Here is a 12564-nt window from a genome sequence, read left to right as displayed (position 1 = left end):
ACCGGCAATCACGGAGGCCCGGTCATCATTCATGCGATGCCGTTGCCAATACGCGCGAAGTTGGTAAAGAACGGATCGTTCGACATACACTGCCGCTTTCATAATCGCATTACCCAACACCATGCAACTGCATACACTCAAAGGCTACATTCAGAACATTTATCTGGTGGACTACCCACAGGGGTTACTGCTGCTCGACGGCTGCTGCCGGGCCGATGTCACGTCTGTGCTCAGTTTTATCCGTGACACCCTGCAACGTCCGGTAACCGATCTGAAACTGATCACCGTGACCCATATGCATCCGGATCATGCCGGCGGTGCTCATACGCTGCGGAAACTCACCGGCTGCAAAATCGCCACCGGCGACGCCGAGCGCGCCTGGTACCAGGGCCTGCACGGGCGCACCATGCACCTGACCGACATCGCCTTAACCTGGTACGTGGCCCGGCGACAGGGCAAGAAGATGAAACACCTCTGGTACTCGCCGATCCTCAAGCCTGATCTGATTCTACACGACGGCGATACGCTGCCGAGCTTCGACGAGTGGCAGGTGCTGGAAACGCAAGGCCACACCAATGGTGATATTTCGTTGTGGCATCGTCCGACGCATCGGATTTACGTCGCCGACCTGATGGTGAAAGTCCGGGAGAATTTCATCACGCCCTGGCCGATTTTTCACCCGAATCGCTATCGGAAATCGGTCGCGAAGATCCGCGATCTGAAACCGGACTGGGTCCTGCTGGCCCACGGCGGAGAACTGGACACACGCGACGGTCACCCCTGTTTTGAGGTACACACACCGCAGCAACCGAGAACCCATTGGCGGGCTACGAAATATCGTCTAAAGCGGGTACTGCAACGCAGCCGGGGTTGAACCTTCGTTTACGCAATGCTTGCGCCGGTGAGTGCGCTCGCCGCTGGTCGGAGTCAGGGTCACCGACGTATACTGCGGCTAACGCAGAGGTCGTTGAGGCCAGTGCCTTGTTACTCTGTGCCGAATCGCGGCGAGGATTTCCGCCATTCAACGCACCTTGCTCACGGACGAGGGTTTTCATGTATTTCGGACCTGCAAGCAATGACCGATTCCGCATTCACCATGACACGACGATGGCATGTACGCCCTGAAGATGTCGCTGACGTTAAAGCCCGCTTAGCCCCACTGCCGCTGCGCTCGATCGACCACAAACGGAATACCCTGATCCTCCGCTACCAGGTCACGGAAGTGCACTGGCCAGACATAGTGGTCAAACTGCACCAGGCCCAGCCGGGGAGCATTCACCACTGGCGCAATCAGTGGCGCGATCGCTGGTACCGCTATGTGGATTCCAACGCCCTAAGCAATGCACTGTCTAACGATGCCCATTGCTGCAATCGTCCGCCACCGGGTGCCGGACGTCGATAATTCGCGGTGGGTTAGACAGGGAGCCGAATCGCCACCCGTAAGCCGTGGTGATTCGACAATCGCACCTGACCGTCGTGTCGCTCGATGATGGCCCGCACCAAGCTCAACCCCAGGCCAAATCCCTGCGTACTGCGCGCGCTGTCTTCACGGTGAAATCGCTCAAAAACCCGCTCCAGAGACGCCTCTGCAATGCCAGGGCCGCTGTCCTGAATCACAAGATCAATGACATCATCGTTTCGGCTCACCTCAAGTCGAACCTCTCCGCCCGGCGGGGTGAACTTGGCGGCGTTGTCGAGCACATTCGCAAACGCCTGGAACAGCAGATGACGATCACCATGAACGGTTCCACAGTGGCCGTTCAGGGTCAGACGAACCTGCCGATCCTCGAAAACCGGCACGTACATTTCTATCAGATCGGCCATCAGGTCATCCAGATTCAGCGACTCAAAACCGGTGGTCGTTTGACTCTCGATCCGGGCGATGCGCAACAGGCTTTGAATCATCTCGAACAAACGATCGAGTTCGGCCAGGCTATCGCTTACATGATCCGAGGGCGTCTCAACCTGAGCCTGTTCCAGCCGGGTTCGTAACCGGGCCAGCGGGGCTTTGAGATCGTGCGCGATGTTGTCCGAAACCTGACGATTCTTCTCGGCCAGGCTGTGAATCTCGTCCAGCATGGCATTGATGTGATTGGCCATGCGGTCATAGTCGTCGTAATGCCCTTGTGGATTCGCATAGGGAATGCGGTGGTCGAAATGGCCAGAGCGGATGATCTGACTGGCCGCGTTGATCTGGTGAATTCTGCGCAGACTTCGCTGCGTCAGCCAGATGGCCGCCAGAATGGCGATGATCAGAGTGAGCAACAACCCGCCACCCAGGCTGAGCCAGAGGCTGCGCTGAACATCGCTGAGGTATCCGATGTCCCGCGACAAAATCAAAACAGACCCGTCGGGCAACTGAACGTCCCGCTGGTACACCCGTTGCCCATTGCTGTCGGTCACCCGTTCGCCTTCACCCAACAGATGTCCGGGCGGCGTCACCAGCCCCATCGAAGCGTGATGTTCCTGCATTGCCGGGCTGTTGTGCATGGCCATCATGCCGTTCTGAAACCTCCGTCTGCCGCTGGTATCAGACTCCGGCAACAATCCGCTCAGCGTCTCAATGTCGAGATCGGGGTTTTCCAGGACCAGCGCCTGAATGCGCTCGGCTTCCTGTGACAGGCCAGAGCGAATCCGTTGCCAGAGACTGTTTTCCAGGATCAGGTAAGCCACCACCAGAATCGAAGCCGTTGTCGCCCAGATGATCAGGCCGGTCAGCAACGCGAAACGGAAACTGGAACTGCGCAGCAGCGACTCAGCTTTCGAAAACATAACCGGCTCCCCGCACCGTTCGGATCACACTCGTCTCCTGTCCGTGATCCAGTTTTTGCCGCAGACGACTGATGTGCACGTCGACGACATTGGTTTGGGGATCAAAGTGATAATCCCAGACATTTTCTAGCAGCATTGTTCGGGAAACGACCTGACCGGCGTGCCGCATCAAATACTCAAGCAAGCGGAACTCGCGCGGCTGAAAAGCGATTTCCCGTCCCTGAACCCAGACTTTTTGTCGGCTCAGGTCCAAACGGATTGCGCCCGTTTCCAGAACAGTCGATTGGCGGCTGTCAGCGCCGGGGCGACGCAACAACACCTGCACCCGGGCAAGCAACTCAGCAAAAGCAAATGGCTTGGTCAGGTAATCGTCTGCGCCGGCACTGAGGCCCTCGACGCGTTGATCGACATCGGACAACGCGCTGAGGATGAGCACCGGCAGGGTTTTGTTTGAAGCCCGTAAAGTACGCAGAATCGTCATACCATCGACGCTCGGCAGCATCCGGTCGAGGATGATCAGGTCATAGTCTTCAGCAGCGGCGCGATACAGAGCGTCTTTGCCATCGGTACAGCTATCAGCCCGATAACCGGCTTCGGTCAGCCCGCGCACGATGTAATCCGCCAGCGTCCGGTCATCTTCGACCACCAGAATTTTCAACGGTGCCCCCTTCCGTTTAAGTGTCGTGTTGTGAGCGCAGTATAACGCTGTATCCGGCTGCGCGGTCGAACATGAACAATCGTTAATCTTGAGGATAAGCTGCGGTAACCCGGCCGGTCCATACTGAGCCTATCAACAACGGACGGGAGCCTTCTCATGAAATCCAAATACTTAATCGCCATCACAACCGCCGCCGCACTGACACTGAGCGCGGCCGCCCTGGCGCACAACGGTTTTAATAACAACGACAACCATCAAAGCGACTTCCAAAGCCATCATGGCGGGGGTTATGGAGGCATGTCGATGATGAATGGCGGTGCCTATAGCACACCTGTCGACATTGAGTCCCTGGCGGATCGGCTGTCTCTGAACGACGAACAGATTTCATTGCTGTCGCAGTTTCAGGCGTCACAGGCACAGATGCACAGCCTGATGCAGGCATCGAGCAATGATGATGATTTTGGTCACCATCAGATGATGACGCTGATGTTTGAAAATCAGGCCCTAGTCGAACAACATCATCAACTGTACAACGACTTCGCCGACTCACTGACCGACGAACAGAAAGCGTTGTGGAACGGACCGGGACGCGGCTGTCACTGATAGCCCGAGGCCCGGTAATCGACCTGGTCAACCAAAACGGAGGTCACAATGATACGAACGCTAATGACCACCTTGGCACTGAGTCCCAGCTTAGCGCTGGCTGGTTGGATGCACCCGGCCAGCGGCTACGGTCACATGGGTGGCGTTGCCGGCTGGGGCATGATGCTGATCATGCCGATACTCTGGATAGGCTTGCTGTTTTTGCTCATCTGGGCGATCCGCAGCGTCTTTGAACGACGGTCAACGTCCGATGAGAAGCCAAAGCAACAGGCTCGTGATCTGGTGCGTGAACGCTATGCTCGCGGCGAAATCAGCGCCGAAGAGCTGCATGAGCGACTCGACATTCTTGATCGATCGCAAGCCAGCGACTGATTTTACACAACACTGGCACGTCAGCGGGTCACGCCGCTGACACTACCCGATACACTTAACCCAGCTGTTTTGCCACGTTGTTCGAGGGTTCATGCTTTCCCATCTGATGCGCCTGCCGCTGATACTTATCCTGGTTTTCTGGTCGTTGGCTTTAAACGCCGCGACCGGACCGTGGCAAAGTGATGGCCCGGTCCGCGCCCGTCTGATCAGCCCACTCGAATCGGTTCATGTTGGAAAAGAGCTGCCATTGGCCCTTGAGCTGGACCTGGAAGCCGGCTGGAAAACCTACTGGCGGGTTGCCGGGGCCGCCGGTGCGGCGCCGAGAATTAACGTCCTCAGTGATGGCTTTGCGCCAACCGTTCGCTGGCAATTACCCGCGCCCAGCACCTTTACCTTGCTGGGCTTTCAATCCTACGGCTATGAAAAACAAGCCGTCTTACCGTTTTTTGTGGAACCCATCGCGCAGCCGTTGCCCGACCCGATGCGCTTTAAAGCCACGGTCTTTGTTTGCAATAACATCTGCATTCCGGTGGATCTGAACCTCAGCCTGAGCCTGCCCGAGTCCACAAACGAGACCACCGATTGGGACGTTGCGCCTCGGTACAACGAAGCCTTAAGCCAGTATCCAGTCCCAAATGACGATCTCACCGGCGAAGCCCGGTTCGATGAGCAGGGCCTGTACCTGAGTTTTCCGTTGCAACCGATTGGACAGGCACCGGAAATTTTTGTCGAAAACCTCGATGTGTATGAGTGGCCCGCGCCGGTAATCACCGTCGACGACGGCCAGGTACAGGCCTGGTGGTCGCGCGGTGAGATCCGCATGCCGGACATCGAAGAACGTCTGGTGTTTACCTACAAAGACTCGCTGCAGAGCTTTTCATCTTCGTTAGACCTGACCGAACAATCACGACCCGCCGCTCCGGACAGGCCTGACCTCACCGAGCCAGACGCCGCACTGTGGCTCATGCTGTTGGCCGCGCTCCTTGGAGGTTTGATTCTCAATGCCATGCCCTGTGTGTTACCGGTGTTGTCCATTAAGCTGATTGGCTGGTTAAGCTGGCGCGATGAAGCGCCTGCCAAGATCCGTCTGCACTCACTCGCCACGGCAGCTGGGGTCATCAGCTTTTTCTGGTTGCTGGCTGCGGGCCTCATTGCCCTGAAAGCCACCGGCGCTTACGTGGGCTGGGGCATTCAGTTCCAGAGCCCCTGGTTCCTGCTGGTGTTGTTTCTGGTCATGTTGGTGTTTCTGGCCAACCTGCTCGATAAGGTCACGTTACAGCTGCCGCAAACGTTGCAATCGGGCCTGCTCACTGTCAGTGAACAGGGCAGTGGCTATGTGAAAAGTTTTCTGCAGGGGGGCGCGGCGACACTGCTGGCCACCCCCTGTTCGGCACCGTTCCTCGGCACCGCCGTGGCGTTTGCCTTTACTCAGAACGCGGGCGTACTGTTGCTGATGTTCACCAGCCTCGGCGTCGGTTTGGCGCTGCCTTACCTGCTGATTGCGGCATCACCCAGCGTGGTTCGTTGGCTGCCCAAACCCGGTCGCTGGATGGTGACGTTAAAACGGGTGATGGCACTGGGCTTGCTGGCGACGCTGATCTGGTTGGGGTGGCTGCTCAATGAACATCTCAATCTGATCGGACTGAGCGTGATTGCGATTGCAGCGACCCTCTGGCTTACCTTGCTGTATTGGCCGTCGCTCACCACCAAGGTCGCACGCTTCGGGCTGCCGCTGTTGGCGATTTCGATGGTTGCCGCTCTGCTTCTGTTCCAGGCTCAGCCACAAACGTCGTCGGCTTCGGCCCACTGGCAAACCTATTCGGCGGACGCTGTATCTGAGCATCTGAATCAGGGGCACACCCTGTTGATCGATGTCACCGCGCAGTGGTGTATCACCTGTGAGTTCAACAAACTGACGGTGCTGGAAACCGACGCCATGCTCGTGTTCTACCAACAACGTGACGTTGTTCTGATGCAGGCAGACTGGACCCGACCCGATCCCGCCATCGAAGCCCTGCTGGCAACTTACAACCGTTCCGCCATCCCGTTTAACCTTGTGCTCGGACCTGAAGCGACCGATGGTATTTTGCTTCCCGAACTGTTAACGGCCAAGGTACTGCGTGAGGCCATTAACCGGGCCCAGGCGAACTGAACCTGGGGCCTCAGTCGTTGGGGTTTAAGCTCGCAGCGTCGGGTAAATTGTCTTCACATCCATGGTGTTTTTCACCTGACCATCCGGCAGAGTCATGTCACCGTGGATATAACCGCCCTGACTGCGATATTCCGGCACGTCGTGTAAACGACCGGCTTTCGCCGCCAGCAGACTGAGCAGGGCCAGGGGTTCAACATCGTCGAAACGGCAGTACCGATGGGCCGGGCTTTTCAGAAACAGTCCGTCATGAAAACTTCGCCGATGAAGGTTGATGCCAATCGTTTCCGCCAATGACAAAAATGCGTCCTTGCCGGTGACGCGATACATCTCCAATGCGGCAAACAACATCAGACTTTGATCGTTGTCGGTGGCCAAATTCACCGCTGGTTCTTCTGTTGACCAATCGCCCAAACCGATATTGGTCGCCATTTGGCAGACGACCGGCCAGAGCGTGTCACTCCGGCTCACAGCCCAGTTCACGACATAGGCTAGAAACACATGATCGGGCAGGGCACGTCGGGTCAGCGGAGTGCCCGCTGGTCCATAGTAGCCGTACCGAGGCAGGCGTTGACCGGTCAGGTCCTTGCCATCGGCAAATATGGGTTTGATTTCATGGGTCGCGCCGTCGTAAGCATAGTGTGCCCAGGCATCCAGACCCTGCGTGGTCCATTCGAGAAGCGGTTGACCGGCGTCGCCTAACAACCGCGCCAGCTGCGTCTGCGCCAGCGCGCAATCACCGTAAATGCCTTCCGGCCCATTCAGCGCCTGATCATCCACTTTGAACAACACCCAGGCCTCGCGCGCCACATCCCCATACTCCGGGCCGAACTGCCGCTGCGCCCGGTCGCCCCAGAATGAAAAAGTGTATTGCGGGTCGGATTCATCCTGCGGTGGCTCACCGGTTTTCCTGGGTTGGTTGTACTGATAGCAGCCTAAACCTGTCTCAGGGTGGCGGCTGTTAACGTACTGCTGCATTAAAAACTCACCCCACGACAGCGCGTCCCGGTCACCATCGAGGCAGTACAGCATGCCCGCACTGTAAATCAGGTCGTTGCCGATGTTCACAAACGACAACCCCGCCATTTCTCGCAAGGGTTGCAGCCCCGGAGTCTTCGGCTTCTGCCAGAAGGTCGCGTCCTCAAATGAAAGACCATAGTCGCCATGACGCGTCATACCCATCTGTTCCCAATCGTGCACGTGGGTGTTCCAAATCGCTTTAATCAACCGCCGGGTTGCGGAGGGATCGGTCCGGTACATCAGTTCATAAAACGGACAGTGATGCTTCAGTTCGTGCACCCGGTTCTTGTTCTCCGGACCCACGACACTCAGGGTTTGCAGATCAATAAAACAGTGCCCACCCCAATGAATCAGACCACTGCTGTCGGCGTGATCGAAATGCCATTGAATGGCTGCCTGTGCGGCCTGTTCATAAGTCTGATCGCCCGTGAGCGCACTCAACCCACTGAAAAATCGAAACAGATTCTGCTGACTGGCCAGGTTCGACACCACCCAGTCCTGGCCACTCTGGTTTCGCCATCGAATCGGCTCACCGGAGTCCCGATCACAGCCATCAGCAAACAAGGGCGTGCCGTGAAAAGGATCTCGATAGTGCGCCAGAATCGTGTCCGCGTACTGGGCCAAATCGTCCAATATTGAATCGAAATTTTTTTTCATTTGCCCGTCCTATTTGCTCAGTGCCGTGACACCCGGTTGATCGATCGTATGCAAAGTACGCTGGATATTACGGCGAAAAAACACCACCTTCAGTGATTCTTCCAACAACATAACCCCAAACACCAGCAGCAAGGGGGCCGATTGAAAAACCAGAAACGCGAGTAGCGGAATGCCCACCAGCCATTGCGTGACAAAATGCACTCGCAAGACACCAAAACTCTGACCCAGAGCCCGCAGCGTCGTGCCACACAGCCCGTTGTAAGTTCTCACCAACGGTAAAAGAATGTAGATCGGGGCAATGATAACCAGAGCCTGAAGCGTCTGCGCGTGCATGTCCGGGTACAGACCCGGTAATGCCAGACTCAGGCAGAGAAAGGCCAGGCTCAGACACACCGCCAGAACCAAACTGATGCGAATAGCCTGAGTGATGAACCCGGGAATGCTTCGAGTGTCATTGTGACCTAAGAACTGACTGACGTTGATTGCCGTGGCGTGGGACCAGGCGGCAACCACGTTGGCGCCCATTTGCACCCATGGCAAGACCAGCGTAATCGCGGCATAGGCATATACATCCAGTTGGGCAAACAACACCTGATATACCAGAACGCCGCTGCGCAAGGTGATGAAGTTCGCAGCGATGGGGGCGATTTCTTTAAAATGAAGGCTTATTGTTGAGCGCGAAAGCTGCGTGATCGGACGCAACCGGGTGGCAATGGGGTCCCGGCTCAGCCGCCAACTTAAATACAATAAACGCAACGTCACTGCCACCAGGCTGCCAATGGCCGCACCCACCAAGCCGAGGCTGTCAAAGCCCAGATACCCGTAGATCAGAACGATACTGACGCCGATGTTGATTGGAATTTCCAGCAAAAAACCCTGCAGCGGTATGCGCGTCTTTCCGAACCCGTTGTAGTAAGCCATCATCACTTGCGACAGTGACGATGGTATCAACACCCACATCATGACCGTCATGTACGTTTGGGCCAGCGCCTCCACAGCGGCATTGTGGATGATCGCCGCCAACAATGATGGCAGTCCCAACAGCAACCCCACCAGCATCAACATCGAAACAAGACCGTTGATCAGACCGCCCGCGAGTACCGCTTTGGCCGCCCCGATCAGATTTCCGGCACCACAGTAGCGGGCAATAACCAATTGCGAACCACTGGCCAGAGCAAACTGAATGCCGGTAAAGAACGCCATCAGCGCACTGGCCACGCCTAATGCCGCGATGGCGCTTTCTCCAAGCGGGGCAATCAGCAGCACATCGATCAGTGACATCGACAGGATTAAGATCGAATTTAACGCCAGAGGCCAGGCGACAGACACATTACGGCGAATATTGTCGGGAGATACCAAACTCAAAACAGCAACACTATTAAAATGAACCGTTGTTTCATTTTAATAGTTTATGGCCTGAAAGAAAGCTTTATTTGTCAGGTTGACCAATGATCGACCCTGACACGATCCAGACACACAGGATTGATACAGGTCAGCGGAGCCGGTTCCTGCTCCCCCACAATAGGGCAGAAATCTGAGCCTTACAGAGCGGTACCTCATGTCCCCCCAACGAAAAACCAAACGTTATCGACGCGCATTCAGCATCGGACACTGGCTCATGGCCGGTGGTTTTATCGCGCTGCTCATCGCCGGACAACAGTTTAACTTTGACCTGACCGATGCTTATCGGGCACGGGGGCTCAAGTTGCATTCCAGCTTGGGGGCGATCGTGCTGTTTACTGCACTCACACTGATGATCAGACGCTGGATCTACAAAGAACCCCGACCCGAAGCCGACCTGCCTCCGTTGAAAAAGCTGGCGGCCACCTCAGTGCAACTTCTGCTGTACGCGCTGGCCGTCTTCATCCCGTTATCAGGTCTGGCGACTGCGTTGTTTTCGCCCACACCGACCCTGCTGTTCGGTGCGATCAATCTGTCGCAACTGGCGGGCGACCCCGAGCTGTATGCGCGCATACGAAGTATTCATGAAACCGGCACCTGGTTGGCCATGTTGATGATCGGCGCGCATGGCGGTGCCGCGCTTTACCATCATTTTATTTTGAAAGACGATGTTCTGACATCGATGCTCGATGTTCGTAAGATCAAACAATGGATAGCAGCGAAACAGGCATCCCGACGATCATCGGAATCGGGTTTGAAAGCCCCGGACTGAAAAAGTTAAGGGAGGTGATCGCTCACCTCCCTTGTGCAGTCCGCAGACTGCGCCCGAGCATCCATACTCAGGAGAGGGTCGAAGCATCAGCTAGAGCCAACACTCAGATTCGGAGATACCCCAAACCTAAATCAAGTTTTATGCCAAGGCAGCCAAAGCCCTGCAGCGTATCGCTTTGCAGGCCACGCTCGGGTTCACTGTCATATAGGTCGTAAAGTAACCTGACAATATCAGGAATCTGCGCGTCGGTTTCTCTTACAGCGAAGTCCATCCGGATCAATGTTACCCTTAAACCCGAACCCCAAAGTTAACTGGACATCAGATGAACTACCTGAGTTTTCTCGCCACATTGGATCAATGGGTGAATGCCAACCCGGATATCTCTGCGGCGGCAATGGTCGGCAGCTATGTCCGTGGACTCCGACCAACAGAGCCCGATATCGACATTGCATTAATCAGCCAGGAACCTACGGTGTACATCGAGACACATACGTGGCTGCAAGCCCTGTTCAGTTCGGCGTCGAACGTTGACGTATCAGCAACACACAACCTGGTGAGTGTTCGGTTTCAACTGGACGATCTGCAGGTTGAACTGAACTTCGGCGACATCGGCTGGGCCCGATTTCCAGCGAGCGCATCGACCGCTAGCGTGGTCAGCGCGGGGCTGACCATTTTGACCGATCCTCAGGGCTTGCTGTCCGATCTTCAGCAAGCGGTCGGCGACAATCAGGTGATCCGCGTACGCAATGCCGAAATCACCGACGCCCCGACACTGGCCGACATTTTCTATCGGTCGGTGCATGCCATTTCCGACACGCTCTATTCTCCTGAACAAAAAAAAGCCTGGGCACCGGAGCCAAACGACGATACCAAATACCGCTGGCAACAACGCATTGTCGATCAGAAACCCTTTGTCGCCGTGCTGGGTGACCAGATTGCGGGCTTTGTCACATTGGAACCGAGCGGCTTGATCGACCTGTTGTTTGTCGACCCGGCCTGTCAGCAGAAAGGCGTCGCGCGTGAGCTTTATGAACAGGTACTGGCGGAAGCCAACGCCTTCGGTTTAACGCAACTGTCGGTCGATGCCAGCGATGCAGCCCGCCCTTTCTTTGAAGCTCGTGGTTTTGAGGCGAAAGCTCGTCAGACCATCGAACGTCGGGGCGTCACCCTGAACAATACCCACATGAAAATCGACCTGTAAGGAGCGCCTTCTCTTGGATGAAATCAAGTTCAACGCCGACGAAAAAGCTCAGATTGTCCGCAAAATTCAAATGTACTTTACCGAGGAACTGGATCAGAAAATCGGTCAGTTCGATGCCGAGTTTCTGCTCGACTTTTTTGCCGAAGAAATCGGTGGGTATTTTTACAACCGAGGGTTGTATGACGCCATGCAGGTGATGGATGAACGACTGGAAACGGTCAAAGATGCGTTATTCGAAATCGAAAAACCGACACCGCGTTAGTCGCTCGAATAACGAACGCGCTTTTCTGTTGCCAACCACTGACGGAAGCGCTCCTTCTTGGCGTCCATGGAGCAGGTTGGAGGTAACGTATCCAGAAAGTGACCGAACTCGATCTGCAGAGTCGTCTGCTCTTCTGGTGTCAGTGCCGACCATTCCTGCCAATCTTCGAACGGTTCAACATCAACCGACGCTGAAACTTCCGTACGCCGAGCCTTCGATACCTGAAACAGGACCGCACTGATCGCCGCGGCCAGTAATGCAAGACCCAGCACGACCCAGAGGTTCAACCAGGTGGTGCTGACGATCGCCAATAACAGAAGTATCGCGATTCGCAGGTTCAATTGAGACATTGTCATCTCCCGAGCAAAACTGACTTGATCACTCTGGCTCTTTGAACGGTTGATTGGAACGTACCGCCAATCCATTTGCCAAGCCACTGGCGACACCGGCCGCGGCCTGTTCCCCGTCGTCTTCTTCATACCCGACCAGTAACAGCGCACAGTCATTGAGCAGTAACAGCGAGCCGATAACGACGACGAGTAGCGGCCAGTTGTGACCAATATTCAGGTGGTAAACCAGTAAAGCGACCAGTAAAGAGAAAAACGACGCCAAACTGCGGCGAACCAGCCGACGGCGATACGGCGACCTGGGTGCGTGTCTCATCAAATAACCCCTTGTGAAAATCGGGCGGGCCGCC

General features: G+C 55.8%; 14 protein-coding genes. 8 read left to right on the top strand and 6 right to left on the bottom strand.

Going from position 1 to position 12564, the window contains the following annotated elements; genetic code table 11:
- Positions 1-121: 121 nt before the first annotated feature.
- Both MED297_RS20640 and MED297_RS20635 read left to right on the top strand, forming a co-directional pair.
- On the top strand, positions 122-874 hold the full coding sequence (locus MED297_RS20640; RefSeq protein ID WP_008048535.1) for an MBL fold metallo-hydrolase: 753 nt from the start codon (positions 122-124) through the stop codon (positions 872-874).
- 201 nt (positions 875-1075) lie between these two features.
- The gene (locus MED297_RS20635; protein WP_008048534.1) at positions 1076-1402 is read left to right on the top strand and encodes a hypothetical protein; all 327 of its coding nucleotides are present in this window, start codon (positions 1076-1078) and stop codon (positions 1400-1402) included.
- An 11-nt stretch (positions 1403-1413) separates the two neighbouring features.
- Here MED297_RS20635 and MED297_RS20630 read toward each other — a convergent pair whose 3' ends face one another.
- The gene (locus tag MED297_RS20630; protein ID WP_008048533.1) at positions 1414-2772 is read right to left on the bottom strand and encodes a sensor histidine kinase; all 1359 of its coding nucleotides are present in this window, start codon (positions 2770-2772) and stop codon (positions 1414-1416) included.
- Positions 2756-3430 (bottom strand): response regulator transcription factor, encoded by a 675-nt coding sequence (locus tag MED297_RS20625; protein ID WP_008048531.1) that lies wholly within the window; start codon positions 3428-3430, stop codon positions 2756-2758. Before MED297_RS20625 ends, MED297_RS20630 begins: the two co-directional genes overlap by 17 nt.
- 156 nt (positions 3431-3586) lie before the next feature.
- Between MED297_RS20625 and MED297_RS20620 the strand changes: the two genes are divergently transcribed.
- From MED297_RS20620 to MED297_RS21705, 3 genes are all read left to right on the top strand, one after another.
- Positions 3587-4033 carry a hypothetical protein gene (locus MED297_RS20620; RefSeq protein ID WP_008048530.1) on the top strand — a complete coding sequence of 149 codons (447 nt, stop codon included), beginning with the start codon at positions 3587-3589 and terminating at the stop codon, positions 4031-4033.
- A 48-nt stretch (positions 4034-4081) separates the two neighbouring features.
- Complete coding sequence (locus MED297_RS20615) at positions 4082-4405, top strand: SHOCT domain-containing protein (RefSeq protein WP_154651032.1); 324 nt, start codon at positions 4082-4084, stop codon at positions 4403-4405.
- Between the two features lie 91 nt (positions 4406-4496).
- The gene (locus tag MED297_RS21705) at positions 4497-6557 is read left to right on the top strand and encodes a protein-disulfide reductase DsbD family protein (protein ID WP_050762975.1); all 2061 of its coding nucleotides are present in this window, start codon (positions 4497-4499) and stop codon (positions 6555-6557) included.
- A 24-nt stretch (positions 6558-6581) separates the two neighbouring features.
- Here MED297_RS21705 and MED297_RS20605 read toward each other — a convergent pair whose 3' ends face one another.
- Together MED297_RS20605 and MED297_RS20600 are read right to left on the bottom strand one after the other, a co-directional pair.
- The gene (locus tag MED297_RS20605) at positions 6582-8231 is read right to left on the bottom strand and encodes a pectate lyase (RefSeq protein ID WP_008048527.1); all 1650 of its coding nucleotides are present in this window, start codon (positions 8229-8231) and stop codon (positions 6582-6584) included.
- A gap of 9 nt (positions 8232-8240) precedes the next feature.
- Complete coding sequence (locus tag MED297_RS20600; protein ID WP_008048526.1) at positions 8241-9596, bottom strand: MATE family efflux transporter; 1356 nt, start codon at positions 9594-9596, stop codon at positions 8241-8243.
- A gap of 193 nt (positions 9597-9789) precedes the next feature.
- Between MED297_RS20600 and MED297_RS20595 the strand changes: the two genes are divergently transcribed.
- The 3 genes from MED297_RS20595 (at position 9790) to MED297_RS20585 (ending at position 11867) form a co-directional block, all read left to right on the top strand.
- Positions 9790-10404 (top strand): cytochrome b, encoded by a 615-nt coding sequence (locus MED297_RS20595; RefSeq protein ID WP_008048525.1) that lies wholly within the window; start codon positions 9790-9792, stop codon positions 10402-10404.
- A 322-nt stretch (positions 10405-10726) separates the two neighbouring features.
- The gene (locus MED297_RS21700) at positions 10727-11605 is read left to right on the top strand and encodes a GNAT family N-acetyltransferase (protein WP_008048520.1); all 879 of its coding nucleotides are present in this window, start codon (positions 10727-10729) and stop codon (positions 11603-11605) included.
- Between the two features lie 13 nt (positions 11606-11618).
- Positions 11619-11867 (top strand): DUF2164 domain-containing protein, encoded by a 249-nt coding sequence (locus MED297_RS20585; RefSeq protein WP_008048519.1) that lies wholly within the window; start codon positions 11619-11621, stop codon positions 11865-11867.
- Here MED297_RS20585 and MED297_RS20580 read toward each other — a convergent pair.
- Positions 11864-12217, bottom strand: coding sequence for a hypothetical protein (locus MED297_RS20580; protein WP_008048518.1), 354 nt, complete (start codon positions 12215-12217; stop codon positions 11864-11866). The genes MED297_RS20585 and MED297_RS20580 overlap by 4 nt on opposite strands.
- A gap of 28 nt (positions 12218-12245) precedes the next feature.
- Positions 12246-12530: a hypothetical protein gene (locus MED297_RS20575; protein ID WP_008048516.1), complete on the bottom strand. Its 285-nt coding sequence runs from the start codon at positions 12528-12530 to the stop codon at positions 12246-12248.
- Positions 12531-12564 lie beyond the last annotated feature (34 nt).

It is taken from the genome of Reinekea blandensis MED297, from assembly GCF_000153185.1.
GTDB lineage: Bacteria > Pseudomonadota > Gammaproteobacteria > Pseudomonadales > Natronospirillaceae > Reinekea > Reinekea blandensis.
This window is presented reverse-complemented; position numbering and strand designations above follow the sequence as displayed.

Bases quoted from the DNA above. Each gene is read 5' to 3' on its own strand.
- MED297_RS20640 (WP_008048535.1), top strand. From the start codon at position 122: ATGCAACTGCATACACTCAAAGGCTACATTCAGAACATTTATCTGGTG.
- MED297_RS20635 (WP_008048534.1), top strand. From the start codon at position 1,076: ATGACCGATTCCGCATTCACCATGACACGACGATGGCATGTACGCCCT.
- MED297_RS20630 (WP_008048533.1), bottom strand. From the start codon at position 2,772: ATGTTTTCGAAAGCTGAGTCGCTGCTGCGCAGTTCCAGTTTCCGTTTC.
- MED297_RS20620 (WP_008048530.1), top strand. From the start codon at position 3,587: ATGAAATCCAAATACTTAATCGCCATCACAACCGCCGCCGCACTGACA.
- MED297_RS20615 (WP_154651032.1), top strand. From the start codon at position 4,082: ATGATACGAACGCTAATGACCACCTTGGCACTGAGTCCCAGCTTAGCG.
- MED297_RS21705 (WP_050762975.1), top strand. From the start codon at position 4,497: ATGCTTTCCCATCTGATGCGCCTGCCGCTGATACTTATCCTGGTTTTC.
- MED297_RS20605 (WP_008048527.1), bottom strand. From the start codon at position 8,231: ATGAAAAAAAATTTCGATTCAATATTGGACGATTTGGCCCAGTACGCG.
- MED297_RS20595 (WP_008048525.1), top strand. From the start codon at position 9,790: ATGTCCCCCCAACGAAAAACCAAACGTTATCGACGCGCATTCAGCATC.
- MED297_RS21700 (WP_008048520.1), top strand. From the start codon at position 10,727: ATGAACTACCTGAGTTTTCTCGCCACATTGGATCAATGGGTGAATGCC.
- MED297_RS20580 (WP_008048518.1), bottom strand. From the start codon at position 12,217: ATGTCTCAATTGAACCTGCGAATCGCGATACTTCTGTTATTGGCGATC.
- MED297_RS20575 (WP_008048516.1), bottom strand. From the start codon at position 12,530: ATGAGACACGCACCCAGGTCGCCGTATCGCCGTCGGCTGGTTCGCCGC.